Origin of the sequence: Streptococcus sp. 20925_1_24, assembly GCF_041432335.1 — a bacterium.
Taxonomy (GTDB): domain Bacteria; phylum Bacillota; class Bacilli; order Lactobacillales; family Streptococcaceae; genus Streptococcus; species Streptococcus mitis_BM.
On sequence record NZ_JAPVZM010000002.1, the window covers coordinates 174,604 to 191,708 of the forward strand.

The window sequence follows — 17,105 nt, forward strand, 5'->3', positions numbered from 1 at the left end:
AGAGACGAAAGCGAGATAGGTGCAGGTACTTTTTATTTTTTGCTAGACCTTAAGTAGGTGTAAATAAATCCTGCACTTATAGCCAGAGTTGTCCACCATTTAAAATCAATATGCAAAAGTGAAAAGATTATAAAACTGATGATTAGCGAGGCTAAAATATAAACAATGATTAAAATTTTATTTTTCATAGGAATTGCCTTTCTGAATGAATTCTAGTGTTTACAGCTCATTTGTAAAGTTTACAATAAGCCACTAGGGCAATTGTCAATCAGAATGTCCGTTTATCTGTCAATAATCCGAGAAAATCTTGTCGTTTCAAGTCAGAGAAATGTTTGGTAGAAAGACTTCCTTTTTGAAGTCCATCATTTCTAACCTGCAAATAATAGCTATGTTGGCTTGTTTTAATTGTCAAAAAATCGCCAAATATAAAAACTCTTTTCCAGTTGCGAATCTCAAATTCTTTCATCTCTGATTTTGGAATGCGGATAAGTCCTTGTCGCAAATCACGATGGTGCTCACTTGTGAAAGTCATCCCATTCCCAAGATTTCTTATCAGTAGTTCATCTGGAGTCACCATCACCAGCGCTATTTTAGTTAAGAAAATTTCAACTGTTGGTGGTAAAATCGCCAAATTAAACCAAGGATGTAGGTAGCGATACGCTAAGAAATACTGAGGCTCCTCACCCAATCCTAGTTGTTTATATAAGGCCTTGACCTCACTATCTAACCTCGCTTCAAAAGACACATCCGAATGCGCTTCTTCCTTCTTCTGATTAAAATAACGCATCCAGACTAGGAAACCTATGAAGACTATAATAAATATTCCTGATAAGAGATATTTTAAATTGTAGTTCATCACTTAACCTCCTGATTCACTACTCTACCTAAAGCAGAGGCCTATCTATTTTGAAAATAGTTCCATAACAACTTTAAATAAGACGGGTGTCATTAAAATGAGGATAATTCCTATCACAAATATCATGACTACTCGAAAAAGTTCCTTATTTTTAAACATTTTTCCACCCCTTTTCTAGCTACATCATAGTACTCATTAACCCCATATTAAAATTACACCAAACTTATTTTAGCTTTCTTTTTTACTTTTTATATTACTATGATACAATATTTTTAATAGGATTTTATTCTTTGTTAACTTTTTTCACGAAAAGGAGAAAATTATGCGTTATGATTTCGGGAAAGTATATAAAGAAATACGTGAGTCAAAAGGATTGACCCAAGAAGAGGTCTGTGGGGAGGTTCTCTCAAGAACCAGCCTATCAAAGATTGAAAGCGGCAAGGTAACTCCCAAATATGAAAATATGGAGTTTCTTCTCCGGCAAATCAATATGAGTTTTGAAGAGTTTGACTATATCTGCCACCTCTATCAACCGAGCCAACGAACAGAAATCATGCAAACCTATCTCAATATGAGCTCAACCCTAGGGACTAGTGAACTCGAAAAACTATTTCAAAAATGCCAAGACTATCTCAAAACCCACCACGACCTGCCCATAGAAGAAATCAGAGATATGTTGGAAATTGTCATTCATATCCGTCAACATGGTACAGAGCAACTGTCAAACCAAGTGAAACAGACTGTCACAAAACTTTGGGAGAAAATTGAAAAACAAGATATATGGTATGAAAATGACCTAAAAATCCTCAATACCATCCTTTTCAGCTTTCCCATTGAACACCTCCATCTCATCACTGAAAAAATCTTGCAACGCTTGGAAGTCTATAAAAACTATCAACATCTATATGAACTGCGAGTAGCAATCCTACTCAACCTTTCCACCATTTACTTATACAATCAAGACAAAAACATGTGTCAACAAATCTGCTATACTTTACTAGAGGACGCCAAGAACAAGAAAAGCTACGATAGGCTTGCTATCTGCTATGTCCGTATCGGGATTTGTAGGGATGATGCTAGACTTATCCAAAAAGGTTTCTCACTTCTGAAGCTGACCGAGGAAACTTCTATGCTGTCTCATCTCAAAAAAGAAGTAGAGACCTATTATCAACCGAAGGAAAGATAAAAAAGTCGAGGGATTTCCTCGACCTTTTCATATTATTCTGTTCGTTATTTCTTAATACCAGCCGTTATTAAGCCAGAAGTTTTTAGCGGCTGTCCATGAACCGTAACGTCCTGCAACATAGGCATCTGCTACACGTTCTTGGTTTTCAGCTGAGTAGTCACCATTCAAGTATGAATCTGTCAATTGGTAACGTCCGATATAACGTCCGTTTGTAGCTGTGTAGCTACCGCCTGATTCTTTTTGAGCGATCCATTCTTTGGCTTCTGCTTCAGATCCGCTTACAGATGAAGCAACTGTTTCTTCTACTACTGCTTCGCTTACTACTGGAGTTTCCTCCTCTACTTCTGTAGTTTCTGCTACTGGAGCTGAAACAGCCTCATCTTGGGCAGCTGGTGCTTCATAAGTCGTTGAAGCTGATGCTACTGGCGCTGCTGGACCGTCGATAACCAACTCTTGACCAACATAAATCATATGGATGTTGTCGATGTGGTTGTTTTCTGCCAATTTCTCAACAGTTGTGTTGTGAGTTTCAGCGATTTCTGAAAGTGTATCACCTTCTTTAACAGTGTAAGTTGATGATTCTTGAGCAGATACAAATGATGGAGCAAATACTGCAAACAAGGCAGCTACTCCTGCAAGAGTTGTTTTAATCTTTTTAGTTGTTGATTTCATATTTGAAAATTCTCCTTCTTTCTATACTTCTATCATACCCTTTAAATATTACTGTTTCTTGACACTTTTATGTAGAAATATTACAAAATTATTTTTTATTTCCCTAAATAATGTGTTTTTTGTCATAAAAGATACTATTTTTATGCTATTTAAGGTATTAGAAAGGTTTTCATCCACAATTAAAGTCAAGACCTTTATTCTTTGATATAATAGAGATAAGAATTTTTATAAGGGGAAACTGATGAAATCACTTCGTTTTCAATCTGTCTTTGATATCATCGGACCAGTTATGATTGGCCCATCTAGTAGCCATACCGCTGGTGCTGTTCGTATTGGGAAGATTGTCTCTTCCATTTTTGATGATACTCCGACAGAAGTCGAATTCCAACTATTTAACTCATTTGCCAAAACCTATCGAGGTCACGGAACAGACCTAGCCCTTGTTGCAGGTATTTTGGGCATGGATACAGATGATCCTGAAATCCCAAACAGTCTGGAGATTGCCCACAAGCGCGGCATCAAGATTGTCTGGACCATTCAGAAAGACAGCAATGCTCCTCACCCAAACACCACTAAAATTACCGTCAAAAATGCTCACAAAACCATCAGTGTGACTGGTATTTCTATCGGTGGAGGGAATATTCAGGTAACCGAACTCAATGGCTTTGCCGTCTCTCTAAATATGAATACACCGACTATCATCATCGTTCATCAAGATATTCCAGGTATGATTGCCCTCGTAACAGAGGCTCTTTCACGCTATGGTATCAATATCGCCCAGATGAATGTTACTCGTGAAAAAGCTGGTGAAAAAGCCATTATGATTATCGAAGTTGACAGTCGCAACTGTGATGAGGCCATCGAAGAAATTCGAAAAATCCCTCATCTCCATAATGTCAATTTCTTTAAATAGGAGGAAACATGTTTTATTCTATCAAAGAATTGGTCGAGCAAGCAGATCTGGACTTTCAAGGAAATGTCGCAGAACTCATGATTACAACAGAGTTTGAATTGACCGGTCGCGAACGTGAAGAAGTCCTCCTTCTCATGGAACGCAATCTGGAAGTCATGAAAGCCTCTGTCCAACTTGGCCTCAATGAAAATAAATCTCGTAGTGGCCTGACAGGTGGAGATGCTGCCAAATTGGATCACTACATCAAAAACGGAAAAACTTTATCAGATTATACAATTCTCTCTGCTGCCCGAAATGCCATCGCAGTCAATGAACACAATGCCAAAATGGGCTTGGTCTGCGCTACTCCGACCGCAGGAAGTGCTGGCTGTCTCCCTTCCGTTCTCACTGCTGCTATTGAAAAATTAGACCTCAGCCACGAACAACAGCTGGATTTCCTCTTTGCTGCCGGTGCCTTTGGACTAGTCATCGCAAACAATGCCTCTATCTCAGGTGCTGAAGGTGGCTGTCAAGCCGAGGTTGGTTCGGCCTCTGCTATGAGTGCTGCTGCCTTGACTCTGGCTGCAGGTGGGACACCTTATCAGGCCAGTCAGGCCATTGCCTTTGTCATTAAAAATATGCTAGGCCTCATCTGTGACCCTGTTGCAGGTTTGGTCGAAGTTCCCTGTGTTAAACGCAATGCCATGGGAGCTAGCTTTGCCTTCATCGCAGCAGACATGGCCTTGGCAGGTATCGAATCTAAAATCCCTGTGGATGAAGTTATCGATGCCATGTACCAAGTAGGAGCAAGCATGCCAACTGCCTTTCGTGAAACAGCTGAAGGTGGGCTCGCTACCACCCCTACTGGTCGTCGCCTCCAAAAAGAAATTTTCGGAGAATAAGCTTATCAAATAGGAGAAATCATGACCTCTATCACAGCGATTTTTTTCGATTTGGATGGAACCCTCGTTGACAGTTCTATCGGGATTCACAATGCCTTTACCCATACCTTTAAGGAGCTCGGGGTGCCTAGCCCTGATGCCAAAACTATTCGTGGTTTTATGGGACCGCCTCTCGAAAGTAGTTTTGCGACCTGCCTTCCCAAAGACCAAATTTCTGAGGCTATCCAGATATACCGTTCTTACTACAAAGCAAAAGGCATCCATGAAGCTCAACTCTTTCCTCAGATTGTAGACTTGCTTGAGAAGTTATCGAGCAATTACCCTCTTTATATCACCACTACAAAGAATACTCCAACCGCTCAAGACATGACTAAAAACTTGGGAATCCATCATTTCTTTGATGGCATTTATGGTTCCAGCCCTGAAGCACCCCATAAGGCAGATGTCATTCGCCAAGCCTTACAGACACATCAACTAGCCCCAGAACAAGCCATCATCATCGGAGATACCAAGTTTGATATGCAGGGGGCTCAAGAAACAGGCATTCAGAAATTGGCCGTCACTTGGGGATTTGGAGATCAAGCAGATCTACTAAACTATCAACCTGATTATATCGCCCACAAACCCTTAGAAGTTTTGGAGTATTTTCAATAACATAGACTGGGCGACAACTCTATTTCAGAAGAAAATGAAGTAAGTCTCTACATAACAAAACGCATATTACCAAGGTTCATTTGTACTGACCTGATAATATGCGTTTTTCTTTTTTATTCAACGTGGGTGGTTTGATTAGCAAAGGCGATAATAGCCTGCTTCAACTCATCTCCGCTGAGAGTGCGGAATTCTTCAATCTTTTTATCGATAGCTTCTAGAGGCATAACATTAACCTTACCAACGAAAATCTTATCCATAACCTGATTATCAACTAATTCGGTCGAAACCAAGAGTTCTTCGTAAAGTTTTTCACCTGGACGGATTCCAACTTCAACGATTGGAATTTCGCTTTCGGTGTGTCCACTTAGAAGGACCATTTTCTTGGCCAAATCATAAATCTTGACTGGTTTGCCCATATCAAGGATAAAGACTTCCCCATCCTTGGCATAAGCACCAGCATGGATAACCAAACGGCTAGCTTCTGGAATGGTCATGAAGTAACGGGTCATGCGGAAGTCTGTCACCGTTACAGGCCCACCTTCAGCAATCTGACGTTCAAAGACTGGAATGACACTACCACGGCTACCAAGAACATTCCCAAACCGAACTGCACAATAGGTCGATTGGCTACGTTGGTTAAAGCCAGTGACAATCAACTCAGCCACGCGCTTGGTTGCTCCCATAACATTTGGTGGATTAACTGCCTTATCTGTCGAAATCATAACCATCTTAGGTACTTTGGCTTCATCAACAGCCTTAGCAACGTTGTAAGTTCCACGAATATTGTTTTTGAAGGCTTCTTTTGGATTGCGCTCCATCATAGGAACGTGCTTGTGGGCAGCCGCATGATAAACAATAGCTGGCTTGTACTGCTCAAAGACTTGCAACAAACGGTCATAGTCTTGAATATCGGCAATAACTGGTACATAATCAATCCCTTGGAACTTACGAATCAATTCATGATAAACAAGGTAAATTGAGTTTTCCCCATGACCGAGCAAGACAATGCGTTCAGGATTGAAACGGCTAACTTGGCGACAGATTTCAGAACCGATTGAACCACCAGCACCTGTAACCAAGATTGTCTTACCTGTCAGTTCTGCGCCCAGACGCGATTCGTCAAGACGAATTTCCTGACGGCCCAAAAGGTCTGTGATATCAATTTTTTGGAAGCCAGTAGCTGCTTGGTGAAGTCCCTGAACAACTGTTTCAACTTTAGGCATCTTGTAACATTTGACACCCAGCTTATTACACATCTGCAAGATACGCTCATATTCTGACGGGTCAAGCGACGGAATCGCAACGATAACACGCTCGATTTGATGGCGTTTGGCTAATTCAGGCAATTCATCATATGAACCCAAAACAGGAATCCCACCAAGTTTTTGTCCCTTTTTCTTAGCATCCTTATCCAAAATACCGACAAGTTCTAATTCACTAGTTGGATGTTGGTAACTATCCATAAAGAGAGCCCCACCATCACCAGCACCAATCAAGAAGGTCCGACGGTGTTCTCCATCACCACTTCCTTTTTTGCGTCTAGAGTAGATTAACTGCCAAGTAATCCGTGGCAATAAAATCAAGAAGGTACTAAACAAGATAAAGAGAATGATGAAACGGATTGAAAAAAGTGGCAAGAAGGCATAGCAGATACTATATGACAAGATGCTGCTCGCAGTCACACCAAAAAAGATTTTCAGAAAGTCCGTAATCTTGCTGTAACGACTAATACTAGCGTTTAATCCCCAAAATCCAATCATCAATTGATAGAACAGGAAGGCCAGACTCGTATAGATAATGTAGTCAACAGGTGCTGGATTAATCAGCCCATAAAATAAAATATAAGATACAATGATGGAAACCACCATACTCAAAATATCAAATATTCCCCAGAAAACCTGCTTTTGTTGTTTATTTAAAATTTCCACCAGATCAATCACATAATCTGTTAGTTTTTTATTCATAGAAATTTACTCCTCCTTAAAAGAGTTTTACTATATTGTTATTGTAGCATATTTTAATTTATTTGGCTTATTTTTCCAAATAAATTACTGTTCCCTTGTACTCTTTCTTCCATTTAAATCCTCTAATTAAACCTACAATCGTCCCAAGGCCATAAGCAAAGTGAATGGAAAATAAAAGAAAGGGCATCACAATTAGAAATCCATTTTTATGTTTTAATAAAGTCAGCAAAGTGAGTAATGACAAAAGTAGAAAATAAGCACCTAATAGTAAAGTTATGAATACGAATGTGATCGGTAACAATGCTAGACTAAACACAAGACTCAAAACAAATAAACAAGGAACATAGTGAAATAATGATAAACACTTAGGCTGAACATGACTTGTCAAGCCAATCCACAAACCATTTGAATACTTTTGATGCAGCATTTTCTTGAATGTTGGTCGAATATACTGATAAGATAGAATACTTGGGCTATAGCGGATTTTATAACCATGTTCTCGAATTCTATAATGAATATCATTATCTTCAGTTCGGCCAAGTTGCTCATTTACTAAACCAACCTTCTGGAAAACCTCTCGTTTATACATCCCATGAAAAATAGAAGAAACATATCTATCCTCGGAACTATTTCGATAATTGGCAATGCTACTGCCAAACATATTTTCCTCAACAAGATGCAAGGTCTCTGCCCATTTTCCCTTTCCTTCAACAATCGTCGGTCTAGGTCCCCCACAGACAGATTCACCTTGTTGAATAACAGCCACATTATTCATTACAAAACTCTCAGTAACTTTTGAATGAGCATCAATTTTTAAAATAAGGTCCCCTACAGAATGTTTAACTCCCAGGTTAAAACCACTAGCTTGATTTTTCTTAGGATTGTTATACAATCTAATTGAGTTAAACTCTGTGTCTTCTTTTATAAATTGCTGAATGATGGCTGTTGTCCCATCTGTAGACATAGCATTTATAAATAGAATTTCAATATTTTCTTTAGGATAGGTTTGATTTTTTAAGTCCTCAATTAGACCAGGCAGATATTTTTCTTCATTGTATGCACTGATTACAATGGATACGAGAAGACTTTCAACATTTTGAGTCACTACTACTCTCCTGAATTTTTCCTTCCACTATTTTATCATAATTTTCAAGACTTTCCTATTTTTATCTTGAAAGCCAGAAACCTTACTTGACATTATAGGGAAAAAGCCTTAAAATAAGCTGTTATTAAAATCAGCTAGAAGAGGTATTATATGAAAAAGCAATCACTCTTTTTTGTTCCAGGTATTATCCTGATTGGTGTTTCCTTGCGGACTCCATTTACTGTTTTACCCATTATTTTGGGAGATATTTCGCAAGGTCTGGGGGTAGAAGTTAGTTCACTTGGTGTCTTGACCAGCCTTCCCCTCCTCATGTTTACTCTCTTCTCGCTCTTTTCTACCCGATTGGCTCAGAAAATTGGCTTGGAGCATCTCTTCACCTACAGCCTCTTCTTCTTGACCATCGGTTCTCTCATTCGACTAATCAATCTGCCCCTGCTCTATCTAGGAACCTTGATGGTTGGGGCAAGTATCGCAGTCATCAATGTTCTGCTTCCTAGTCTTATCCAAGCCAATCAACCAAAGAAGATTGGTTTTCTGACCACCTTATATGTAACTTCTATGGGGATTGCGACGGCTCTGGCTTCCTATCTAGCCGTGCCCATTACACAAGCCAGTTCTTGGAAAGGGCTTATCATCCTCCTCACCCTGCTCTGCCTAGCAACTTTTTTGGTCTGGCTGCCTAATCACCGCTATAATCACAGACTGGCTCCACAAACCAAACAAAAAAGCAAAACAAAGGTCATGCATAATAAACAGGTCTGGGCAGTGATTGTCTTTGCAGGTTTTCAATCCTTGCTCTTTTACACCGCTATGACTTGGCTACCTACCATGGCCATCCATGCAGGTCTATCCAGTCACGAAGCTGGCTTGCTGACTTCTATCTTCTCTCTGATTAGCATTCCTTTTTCAATGACTATCCCAAGCCTAACAACCAGCTTATCTACTCGCAACCGTCAGCTCATGCTCACTTTGGTTTCACTCGCTGGTGTGGTCGGCATTTCCATGCTCTTCTTCCCAATCGGTAATTTCTTTTACTGGCTTGCCATCCATCTCCTCATCGGAACCGCAACCAGCGCCCTCTTCCCTTATCTCATGGTCAACTTTTCACTCAAGACAAGCGCCCCTGAAAAGACAGCTCAATTGTCTGGTTTGTCTCAAACAGGAGGCTATATCCTAGCAGCCTTTGGGCCAACCCTCTTTGGTTACAGTTTTGACCTGTTCCACTCTTGGGTACCAGCTGTAGCTGCGCTCTTACTCGTCGATATCCTGATGACTGTGGCCCTCTTTACAGTGGACAGAGCCGATAAAATTCTCTAAACTTCTAGTTTTGGCTAGAAGTTTTTTATATATAAAAATTTTACACATTTCTCTTGACAGGGCTTTCTTTTAGATGTACAATGTATGTGTAGAAAAATTATATATAAAAATCTTACACATTAGAAAAGGAGGTTTCCCATGTACTTTCCAACATCCTCTGCCTTGATTGAATTTCTCATCTTGGCCGTACTGGAAAAAGGGGATTCTTATGGTTATGAGATTAGCCAAACCATTAAGCTCATCGCTAATATCAAAGAATCCACACTCTATCCCATTCTCAAAAAATTGGAAGGCAATAGCTTTCTGACAACCTATTCTAGAGAGTTCCAAGGTCGCATGCGCAAATACTACTCCTTGACAAATGGTGGTATAGAACAGCTCGTGACCCTAAAAGATGAATGGACACTCTATACAGACACCATCAATGGCATCATAGAAGGGAGTATCCGCCATGACAAGAACTGAATACCTGACTCAGCTAGAACTTTATCTTAAAAAACTGCCTCAGGCTGACCAAATTGAAGCCATGGACTATTTCAGGGAACTCTTTGACGATGCTGGAGTCGAAGGAGAGGAAGAACTCATCGCTAGCTTAGGAACTCCTAAGGAAGCAGCTCACGAAGTCCTCTCTAATCTTCTCGATAAAAAAATCAATGAGGCACCCGCTCAAAAAAATAACCGACAAATTTTGCATATCGCCTTGTTAGCCCTCCTTGCAGCACCCATCGGTATTCCTCTGGGAATCGCCATCCTCGTGTCCCTGTTCGCAATCCTTGTGGCAGCCTTAACTGTCATTCTAGCTTTCTTTGCGGTTTCCATACTTGGTATCATCGGCGGATTCCTATTTTTAGTTGAAAGTTTCACTGTTCTCGCCCAAGCCAAATCAGCCTTTATCTTGATTTTTGGTGCTGGTTTACTAGCTATCGGTGCTTCTTCACTAGTCTTACTAGGTATTTCCTATGTAGCCCGCTTCTTCGGTCTACTCATTGTTCGCCTGGTGCAATTTGTTCTCAAAAAAGGAAAGAGAGGTGACCAGCATGCGTAAATTGACAAAAGGATTTCTCATTTTTGGTGTGGTGACTACCATTATCGGCTTTATCCTGCTCTTTGTAGGGATCCAATCTGACGGGATTAAGAGTCTGCTTGCCATGTCCAAGGAGCCTGTCTATGATAGTCGGATGGAAGAGTTGACCTTTGGCAAGGAAGTCGAAAACCTAGAGATTACTCTCCATCAACACGCGCTCACCATCACAGACTCTTTGGATGATCAAATCCACATTTCTTACCATCCATCACTCTCTGCTAACCATGATATTGTCACAAATCAAAACGATAAAACGCTGAGCCTAACGGATAAAAAACTGTCTGAAAGTCCATTGCTCTCTTCTGGAATTGGCGGGATTCTCCATATCGCAAGTAGCTACTCTAGTCGTTTTGGCGAAGTTATTCTCCGACTGCCAAAAGGGAGAACTCTAAAAGGGATCAACATCTCAGCCAATCGTGGACAAACCACCATCATAAATGCTAGCCTTGAAAATGCAACTCTCAATACAAATGGTTATCTCCTCCGAATTGAAGGAAGTCGTATCAAAAACAGTAAACTCACAACACCAAATATTATCAATATCTTTGATACAGACCTTACAGATAGTCAGCTAGAGTCAACAAAAAATCACTTCTACGTTGACAATATTAAAGTATATGGTAAGGTAGAACTAACTTCTAAAAATGAACTCAGCATCACACTAACTCAAAAAGAAAGCCAAGAAATTAACTTAGACCTCTCGAGTCACCATGGTCCTATTTATCAGTTATCGAGAGATGAGAGTCAACGCCACCCCAACGAATTAAGCAACCCTTACAAAACTGAAAAAACTGATGCAAAAGGTCAACTCATCGCTAAGGCTGATGATTATATTAGTCTTGAAACTACAGCTAACAGACCTTAATAAACCTATTTATATCGACCACTATGACACATAACCCGCTAAAAAGGAGGTTCTACCATGAAACAAGAATGGTTTGAAAGTAATGATTTTGTAAAAACAACAAGCAAGAACAAGCCTGATGAACAAGTCCAAGATGTTGCAGACAAGGCTGAAGAAACTATAGCCGATCTCGATACGCCAATTGAAAAAAATACTCAGTTAGAGAAGGAAGTTTCTCAAGCTGAAGTCGAATTGGACAGCCAGCAAGAAGAGAAAATTGAAACGCCTGAAGACGGTGAAGCGAGAACAGAAATAGAAGAAAAGAAAGCATTAGATTCTACTGAAGAAGAGCAAGATCTTCCTGAAGAAACAGAAAAAGTCACTATAGCTGAAGAGAAGCAAGAAGCTTTTCCTCAGCAAAAACCAACCACGAAAGAGCCACTTCTTCTCAGTCAATCCTTAGAAAGTCCTTACATCCCCGACCAAGCTCCAAAATCGACGGATAGATGGAAAGAGCAAGCGCTTGATTTTTGGTCTTGGCTAGTAGAAGCAATCAAATCTCCTACGAGCAATCTTGAAACAAGTAGCACACACAGTTACACAGCCTTTCTCTTGCTCATTCTGTTTTCTGCATCTTCCTTTTTCTTTAGTATCTACCACATCAAACATGCTTACTATGGACATATAGCAACTATGCATAATCACTTCCCTGAACAATTTGCTTCATTAAATCTCTTTTCGATTATCTCTATCCTAGTAGCAACAACACTCTTCTTCTTTTCATTCCTCTTGGGTAGTTTCGTCGTGAGACGATTTATCCACCAGGAAAAGGACTGGACGCTAGAAAAGGTTCTCCAACAATATAGCCAACTCTTGGCAATTCCAATCTTCCTCACTGCTATTGCTAGTTTCTTTGCCTTCTTTGATAGCCTACGATTTACAGCCCTTTTGTGTGTGATTAGCATTGGAATCATTCTACTTGCCAGTCTCCATATCATTACAAGACCAAGTCAAGCAAGTGAAACCGACTCCTTCTATCAGTTATTCTTGTCTGTCCTTGTGAACGGAGTCATTATCCTCCTCTTCTTTGTAGCTGAAGTGGCACTGATTGGAGATTATCTTCGTATCTTGGCCTTTCTTTAAACTTCAATCCTGTCTTTCATGGCAGGATTTTTTATATGTAAAAAAGCAAGTCGATTGACCTGCTTCTGCTTTACTTTTCTTGTGCTAATGCTTTAAAATCTTTGTCTAAGATGGGTTGCACTTCTAATTGATTGGCATCTAGTTGGTGGTAAAATGCTGATGGTAGTGACTCTGGGAATTTTGCATAGTTCAAGCGGGCAATAGCTTCATAGTCTTCTGGTTTAGAGCCATCTCCTGTGATTTGAACCAAGTCAATCTCCCACTGGACTTCCTTATCCACCAATTGCTCAATATAGGCTGCAGGAACAAATGGTTCTCTCGGCAAAACAGTCTTGACTCCTTGAGCCAGATGGTAAACACCGTGCACTTGGCCTTCTCCATCCTGATAGAAGGAAACTTTTGCAAAGTAGGCATCTGTCTCTTGAACCGCACGCACACGCGCTTCAAACTGAGCCAAGCCATCTTCTTCTAAAAAGCTTTTCAAGTCCTCATGACTAAAGAAAACAGGATTAAAAATTCCTTGGCAAATCGTAAAACGGGCTGCGGTGTCTCCCAGATAGGCTTGAATACTTGCTTGGAAATAAGCTTCAAAGTCAAAACCATCTAGTCCTTCAACCTCAGTTCCTGTATAAGCAAGCAGGGCTTCTAAAAATGACTTGATAATCTGCCAGTCTGTCTTCGTTAGTAGGTCAGGAAGATCGACACGATATGCCTTTTGACCATCAGTATAACTGACCTTAAAAAGAAATTGCGATTGCCCCACTATCGCACACTCGATATACTCGAGACGATTAAGAGGCTGACGGAGATAGACAGCATCATAGCTATGTGACTCCAAACCATCTACCAAGGCCAAGATAGACTTGGCAGTCAAAATTTCCTGTTCTCCTAAAATGCTCTGTTTATTTGGAATAAAAAATGTTTTCGTCATAACTTGACTCCTTTGAAATCGTTTACATATAGTATACCCTATTTTCCTGAAAGATACAGAAACAAACTTTAGATTTTTGAGTAAAAAGAATAGAAAAACAGCCCCTAAGGACTGTTTAATCTTATACAGTAGCTGCTTGATCCAAGCTTTCACCGATAGCGGCTAGGCGCTCGACAACTTCAGCTTGTGTCAATTCATTTTCTGAAACATAGCGGTTACGTGGGTGAACACGGCACTCGTGTGAGCATCCACGAAGGTACTTGTCTTCATTTTCTTCTGATGTCAAGATACGACGGTTACAGAATGGATTTCCACAGTTGACATAACGTTCACATGGTGTTCCATCAAACCAGTCTTTTCCTACGATGGTTGGGTTGACATGGTTAACATCTACGGCAATACGCTCGTCAAAGACGTACATTTTCCCATCCCAAAGTTCACCTTGGACTTCTGGGTCTTTACCGTAAGTTGCAATTCCTCCGTGCAATTGGCCGACATCTTTGTAGCCTTCACGGACCATCCAACCTGAGAATTTCTCACAGCGAACGCCACCTGTACAGTAAACCACGACACGCTTGTCCATGAATTTTTCTTTGTTGTCACGGACCCATTGTGGCAACTCACGGAAGTTGCGGATGTCTGGACGGATAGCACCACGGAAGTGTCCAAGGTCATACTCATAGTCATTACGAGTATCAAGGACAACTGTATCTTCGTCAAGAAGGGCTTCTTTGAACTCTTTTGGAGACAAGTAAGCACCTGTTGTTTCAAGTGGGTTGATATCGTTGTCAAAGTCGTTGTCTTCCAAACCAAGGTGGACAATTTCTTTCTTGTAGCGAACGAACATCTTCTTGAAGGCTTGTTCACTTTCTTCGTCAATCTTGAACCAGAGGTCTTCCATGCCTGGGAGGCTGTGAACGTAGTCCATGTATTTTTGAGTTGTTTCATAATCACCTGAAACTGTTCCGTTAATTCCCTCGTCAGCGACTAGGATACGACCTTTAAGGCCGATTGATTTACAGAAAGCCAAGTGGTCTGCAGCAAATTGCTCTGCATTTTCAATTGGAGTGTAAAGGTAGTAAAGTAAGACACGAATATCTTTTGCCATAAGATTTGTTCTCTTTTCTATTCTTAAATTTTCAGAATTTTTCATCTAACTATACTAGTATACCTGCTTGAGAAAACGAATGCAATTTATTTGACTGGAAATTGTAGAAAGGGATTTATCCCTGCACTTCATCAGTAACCATAGCGAATCGCAGATAGCTCTCTCAATTTTTTGATCTGCTCAGCTTGACTTTCTGACAGAATCAGCTTATTGTCAATTAACATACGTGAGATGTCAACATTCATTTGACTCAATATAAATGGGGTAGAGGTCCCATCGTCCTCTAATCGTCTTTTATAAATCACTAATTGATTTTTCAAGGGAGGCAATTGAGGCGCATCCTTTATATCTTCTACTAGATAGTCTATGATAGTCATAGCTTCACAACGCCTTTCACTTCCTCCTGCAAACCATTTTAATGATGTCATTCTTATTTTCCTCCTTAAATTGAAAAACTATCATTCCTAACTCTCCCGTCAGTATTTACCCAAATACCCTGTGTAAAAAAGTCAGCAAAAATGGTAATGTTGCGAAAATATTATTGATCACATGCACCGCATAGGATGGATAAATACTCTTGGTATAGCGGGTCAAACCAGCAAAGATGATGCCAGATGTTGCAAAGACGAAGATATCTAACAAACTAGGCAGGCTTGAAAAATGAGGAAGAGCAAATAAAATTGACGGAAGAAGCAAATCAAGGCCAAATCTCGAATGCTTAAAAAAGGCGTGTTGCAGTAATCCTCTATAGATTAGCTCTTCCATAAGTGGAGTCAGAAAGAACAAAGTTATATAGATACCTAGCTCAGCAAAGTTTGTCCCACTATAACCGATCAATACAGCCCAACCTTCAGCAGTTGACTGAACATGTTTAGCTGTCTGAACGTTAAAAGAGATCTGGAGCACTACCACTAATATTGTCAAAATCGAATACCAAAGCCATTTTTTTCTTGGAATGCGAAAGAGATAACCATGACCTGTCTTAACCAGAATCCAAATCATGACCCCACTAAATAGCAGACTCAAGAGATTTTGAATCCAGACGAAATTGCCAATCTGGGAAGAAAATTGCCAATAATTTTGAACAATAAGCGTCAGCTGAGAAAGACCAAATACGAAAAATAAGTAAGACAAGACTGCACTTATTTTGAATAGAAGTTGATACTTTTTCATATGAACTCTCCTTTGTAAACTCGAGACATCTCTACTATAAGCGATATTTTCCTAAATCCTTACTCCAAATCCTAAATGGTACTTGAGATTTCCTGAATGGTTAAATAGTGATAAGAAAACACATATATCTATGCTTTTATTTCAAAAAATCACTGCCTCCCCCAGATAAGCCTGAGGAAAACAGTGATTCAGTTTTTAGGAATGAATGTAAGGAACTACATTTAATATTATTATACTACACACCAAAAATAAGGTATAATATTTATTGAAATCTACCATAAAGGTAACCACTTAAACACTAGGTAAGCCTTCCTACAAGTTATCCTTTACCTCTAATCTCTCTAAAACAAACTATTTTAATAACCAAAATCCGACCACATAGCCAGCTCCTAAGAATATAGCCATAAAAGATAGCATGGGATTCAGAAAATAAAAGATTACAACAGATACAAAGGTTAGCACAAAAACATTAAAGGCAATGGTGTCAGAAGCCAAGACTAGAATATAGGGTGTCAACCAGTCTAAGGTTTTTGAATATGGGAAAAATAAGTGTTTATACATGATATGTTCCTATACAGTATAGAGAGTATAAACTCAAAGAGATACACAAATTAATAATTCTCTATGCAAACTAAATCTTCTAATGTGGCCATAAAAACGAAGCTGCCGCTCCACCTGCTGCGCAAATCAAATAAATCTGAGGAGTTGGGAAAGGGATTGTCTCCATACAAAGCGAAATCCCCTCAACTGCACCACCTACTCCACTTAAAAATCTGTCTGCAAGTTGTTTATCACCAGCTGTTATCGTTGTTAGTTTTTCATCAGGTAAAATGATGAAATTATTTGCTGATTGTCCCATTATTTTCACACTTTCTTTGTTAAATTAATTTGGCTAGTAGATAAAAGATAGATTAAGACATTAAAAATAATGAAAATATGGCCATAGAATAAAATCATCTTCTCATCCAAACCAAGATAAAGTTTGACCATTAAAAAGATGAGCAAAAGGATTTGAAACCACACCGTTTTTCCAAAAATAAATTTAAAGCGGTTTTGAATGTCTGCTTCCTTGATCTTTACCGCCAAACCTTTATTAGTAAGAAGGAAAACTCCTGCTTCAAACAAGCCACTGTAGAGAACAAGCCACCCAATCGATACATTAGAGATTTGCAAAAATGTCCCTAAAAGAATATCCAAAATGCTACCCAAGAAAATAACAAGAAATAACCTGTATCTCATATAAATCACCTCCTTTTACTAATATCTATAAAAGT

20 protein-coding genes are annotated in these 17,105 nt (G+C 39.6%); 9 read left to right on the forward strand and 11 right to left on the reverse strand.

Going from position 1 to position 17,105, the window contains the following annotated elements; translation table 11 throughout:
• Positions 1-268 precede the first annotated feature (268 nt).
• Positions 269-856 (reverse strand): hypothetical protein, encoded by a 588-nt coding sequence (locus O3650_RS02195; RefSeq protein WP_153192714.1) that lies wholly within the window; start codon positions 854-856, stop codon positions 269-271.
• A 322-nt stretch (positions 857-1,178) separates the two neighbouring features.
• Here O3650_RS02195 and O3650_RS02200 point away from each other — a divergent pair, with 322 nt between their 5' ends.
• Positions 1,179-2,042: a helix-turn-helix transcriptional regulator gene (locus tag O3650_RS02200; protein ID WP_261018521.1), complete on the forward strand. Its 864-nt coding sequence runs from the start codon at positions 1,179-1,181 to the stop codon at positions 2,040-2,042.
• A 51-nt stretch (positions 2,043-2,093) separates the two neighbouring features.
• Here the strand turns inward: O3650_RS02200 and O3650_RS02205 are convergent, their stop codons facing one another.
• Complete coding sequence (locus O3650_RS02205) at positions 2,094-2,714, reverse strand: LysM peptidoglycan-binding domain-containing protein (protein WP_261033909.1); 621 nt, start codon at positions 2,712-2,714, stop codon at positions 2,094-2,096.
• Positions 2,715-2,955: 241 nt separating this feature from the next.
• On the opposite strand from O3650_RS02205, the gene sdaAB reads away from it, so the two are divergent.
• From sdaAB to O3650_RS02220, 3 genes are read left to right on the forward strand one after another with little or no spacing between them, the layout of a single operon-like run.
• Positions 2,956-3,627, forward strand: a complete 672-nt coding sequence (gene sdaAB, locus O3650_RS02210; RefSeq protein ID WP_000838912.1) for an L-serine ammonia-lyase, iron-sulfur-dependent subunit beta — start codon at positions 2,956-2,958, stop codon at positions 3,625-3,627.
• Between the two features lie 8 nt (positions 3,628-3,635).
• On the forward strand, positions 3,636-4,508 hold the full coding sequence (sdaAA, locus tag O3650_RS02215; RefSeq protein ID WP_261083034.1) for an L-serine ammonia-lyase, iron-sulfur-dependent, subunit alpha: 873 nt from the start codon (positions 3,636-3,638) through the stop codon (positions 4,506-4,508).
• A 21-nt stretch (positions 4,509-4,529) separates the two neighbouring features.
• Positions 4,530-5,162, forward strand: coding sequence for an HAD family hydrolase (locus O3650_RS02220; RefSeq protein WP_261074466.1), 633 nt, complete (start codon positions 4,530-4,532; stop codon positions 5,160-5,162).
• 113 nt (positions 5,163-5,275) lie between these two features.
• Here O3650_RS02220 and O3650_RS02225 read toward each other — a convergent pair whose 3' ends face one another.
• Complete coding sequence (locus O3650_RS02225; RefSeq protein ID WP_153192717.1) at positions 5,276-7,126, reverse strand: nucleoside-diphosphate sugar epimerase/dehydratase; 1,851 nt, start codon at positions 7,124-7,126, stop codon at positions 5,276-5,278.
• Between the two features lie 67 nt (positions 7,127-7,193).
• Positions 7,194-8,231 carry a glycosyltransferase family 2 protein gene (locus O3650_RS02230; RefSeq protein ID WP_371491479.1) on the reverse strand — a complete coding sequence of 346 codons (1,038 nt, stop codon included), beginning with the start codon at positions 8,229-8,231 and terminating at the stop codon, positions 7,194-7,196.
• A gap of 150 nt (positions 8,232-8,381) precedes the next feature.
• Between O3650_RS02230 and O3650_RS02235 the strand changes: the two genes are divergently transcribed.
• From O3650_RS02235 to O3650_RS02255, 5 genes are all read left to right on the forward strand, one after another.
• Positions 8,382-9,548, forward strand: coding sequence for an MFS transporter (locus O3650_RS02235; protein WP_261024626.1), 1,167 nt, complete (start codon positions 8,382-8,384; stop codon positions 9,546-9,548).
• Positions 9,549-9,686: 138 nt separating this feature from the next.
• Positions 9,687-10,013 carry a PadR family transcriptional regulator gene (locus tag O3650_RS02240; protein WP_100104776.1) on the forward strand — a complete coding sequence of 109 codons (327 nt, stop codon included), beginning with the start codon at positions 9,687-9,689 and terminating at the stop codon, positions 10,011-10,013.
• On the forward strand, positions 10,000-10,593 hold the full coding sequence (locus O3650_RS02245; RefSeq protein ID WP_024057314.1) for a DUF1700 domain-containing protein: 594 nt from the start codon (positions 10,000-10,002) through the stop codon (positions 10,591-10,593). Before O3650_RS02240 ends, O3650_RS02245 begins: the two co-directional genes overlap by 14 nt.
• Positions 10,586-11,497, forward strand: coding sequence for a DUF4097 family beta strand repeat-containing protein (locus tag O3650_RS02250; RefSeq protein ID WP_371491482.1), 912 nt, complete (start codon positions 10,586-10,588; stop codon positions 11,495-11,497). The genes O3650_RS02245 and O3650_RS02250 overlap by 8 nt, the downstream gene beginning before the upstream one ends.
• Positions 11,498-11,554: 57 nt before the next feature.
• Positions 11,555-12,619: a DUF4775 domain-containing protein gene (locus tag O3650_RS02255; protein WP_261053893.1), complete on the forward strand. Its 1,065-nt coding sequence runs from the start codon at positions 11,555-11,557 to the stop codon at positions 12,617-12,619.
• Between the two features lie 70 nt (positions 12,620-12,689).
• Here O3650_RS02255 and O3650_RS02260 read toward each other — a convergent pair whose 3' ends face one another.
• From O3650_RS02260 to O3650_RS02290, 7 genes are all read right to left on the reverse strand, one after another.
• Positions 12,690-13,550: a DUF4299 family protein gene (locus tag O3650_RS02260; RefSeq protein ID WP_153192729.1), complete on the reverse strand. Its 861-nt coding sequence runs from the start codon at positions 13,548-13,550 to the stop codon at positions 12,690-12,692.
• 121 nt (positions 13,551-13,671) lie between these two features.
• Positions 13,672-14,658, reverse strand: a complete 987-nt coding sequence (locus O3650_RS02265) for a rhodanese-related sulfurtransferase (protein ID WP_001030024.1) — start codon at positions 14,656-14,658, stop codon at positions 13,672-13,674.
• A 131-nt stretch (positions 14,659-14,789) separates the two neighbouring features.
• Positions 14,790-15,086 (reverse strand): bacteriocin immunity protein, encoded by a 297-nt coding sequence (locus O3650_RS02270; protein WP_153192731.1) that lies wholly within the window; start codon positions 15,084-15,086, stop codon positions 14,790-14,792.
• 55 nt (positions 15,087-15,141) lie between these two features.
• Positions 15,142-15,831, reverse strand: a complete 690-nt coding sequence (locus O3650_RS02275) for a CPBP family intramembrane metalloprotease (RefSeq protein ID WP_261053889.1) — start codon at positions 15,829-15,831, stop codon at positions 15,142-15,144.
• Positions 15,832-16,182: 351 nt separating this feature from the next.
• Positions 16,183-16,392 (reverse strand): immunity protein BlpZ, encoded by a 210-nt coding sequence (gene blpZ / locus O3650_RS02280; RefSeq protein WP_203175692.1) that lies wholly within the window; start codon positions 16,390-16,392, stop codon positions 16,183-16,185.
• 79 nt (positions 16,393-16,471) lie between these two features.
• Entirely contained in the window at positions 16,472-16,690 is a 219-nt protein-coding gene (locus O3650_RS02285; RefSeq protein WP_203175694.1) for a hypothetical protein, read from the reverse strand.
• Positions 16,691-16,695: 5 nt separating this feature from the next.
• Positions 16,696-17,070 carry an immunity protein gene (locus tag O3650_RS02290; protein ID WP_203175695.1) on the reverse strand — a complete coding sequence of 125 codons (375 nt, stop codon included), beginning with the start codon at positions 17,068-17,070 and terminating at the stop codon, positions 16,696-16,698.
• Between the last annotated feature and the right edge of the window lie 35 nt (positions 17,071-17,105).

Excerpts from the sequence above, each read along its gene's own strand:
- O3650_RS02195 (WP_153192714.1), bottom strand. The coding sequence starts at position 856 with ATGAACTACAATTTAAAATATCTCTTATCAGGAATATTTATTATAGTC.
- O3650_RS02200 (WP_261018521.1), top strand. The coding sequence starts at position 1,179 with ATGCGTTATGATTTCGGGAAAGTATATAAAGAAATACGTGAGTCAAAA.
- O3650_RS02205 (WP_261033909.1), bottom strand. The coding sequence starts at position 2,714 with ATGAAATCAACAACTAAAAAGATTAAAACAACTCTTGCAGGAGTAGCT.
- sdaAB (WP_000838912.1), top strand. The coding sequence starts at position 2,956 with ATGAAATCACTTCGTTTTCAATCTGTCTTTGATATCATCGGACCAGTT.
- sdaAA (WP_261083034.1), top strand. The coding sequence starts at position 3,636 with ATGTTTTATTCTATCAAAGAATTGGTCGAGCAAGCAGATCTGGACTTT.
- O3650_RS02220 (WP_261074466.1), top strand. The coding sequence starts at position 4,530 with ATGACCTCTATCACAGCGATTTTTTTCGATTTGGATGGAACCCTCGTT.
- O3650_RS02225 (WP_153192717.1), bottom strand. The coding sequence starts at position 7,126 with ATGAATAAAAAACTAACAGATTATGTGATTGATCTGGTGGAAATTTTA.
- O3650_RS02235 (WP_261024626.1), top strand. The coding sequence starts at position 8,382 with ATGAAAAAGCAATCACTCTTTTTTGTTCCAGGTATTATCCTGATTGGT.
- O3650_RS02240 (WP_100104776.1), top strand. The coding sequence starts at position 9,687 with ATGTACTTTCCAACATCCTCTGCCTTGATTGAATTTCTCATCTTGGCC.
- O3650_RS02245 (WP_024057314.1), top strand. The coding sequence starts at position 10,000 with ATGACAAGAACTGAATACCTGACTCAGCTAGAACTTTATCTTAAAAAA.
- O3650_RS02250 (WP_371491482.1), top strand. The coding sequence starts at position 10,586 with ATGCGTAAATTGACAAAAGGATTTCTCATTTTTGGTGTGGTGACTACC.
- O3650_RS02255 (WP_261053893.1), top strand. The coding sequence starts at position 11,555 with ATGAAACAAGAATGGTTTGAAAGTAATGATTTTGTAAAAACAACAAGC.
- O3650_RS02260 (WP_153192729.1), bottom strand. The coding sequence starts at position 13,550 with ATGACGAAAACATTTTTTATTCCAAATAAACAGAGCATTTTAGGAGAA.
- O3650_RS02265 (WP_001030024.1), bottom strand. The coding sequence starts at position 14,658 with ATGGCAAAAGATATTCGTGTCTTACTTTACTACCTTTACACTCCAATT.
- O3650_RS02270 (WP_153192731.1), bottom strand. The coding sequence starts at position 15,086 with ATGACATCATTAAAATGGTTTGCAGGAGGAAGTGAAAGGCGTTGTGAA.
- O3650_RS02275 (WP_261053889.1), bottom strand. The coding sequence starts at position 15,831 with ATGAAAAAGTATCAACTTCTATTCAAAATAAGTGCAGTCTTGTCTTAC.
- blpZ (WP_203175692.1), bottom strand. The coding sequence starts at position 16,392 with ATGTATAAACACTTATTTTTCCCATATTCAAAAACCTTAGACTGGTTG.
- O3650_RS02285 (WP_203175694.1), bottom strand. The coding sequence starts at position 16,690 with ATGGGACAATCAGCAAATAATTTCATCATTTTACCTGATGAAAAACTA.
- O3650_RS02290 (WP_203175695.1), bottom strand. The coding sequence starts at position 17,070 with ATGAGATACAGGTTATTTCTTGTTATTTTCTTGGGTAGCATTTTGGAT.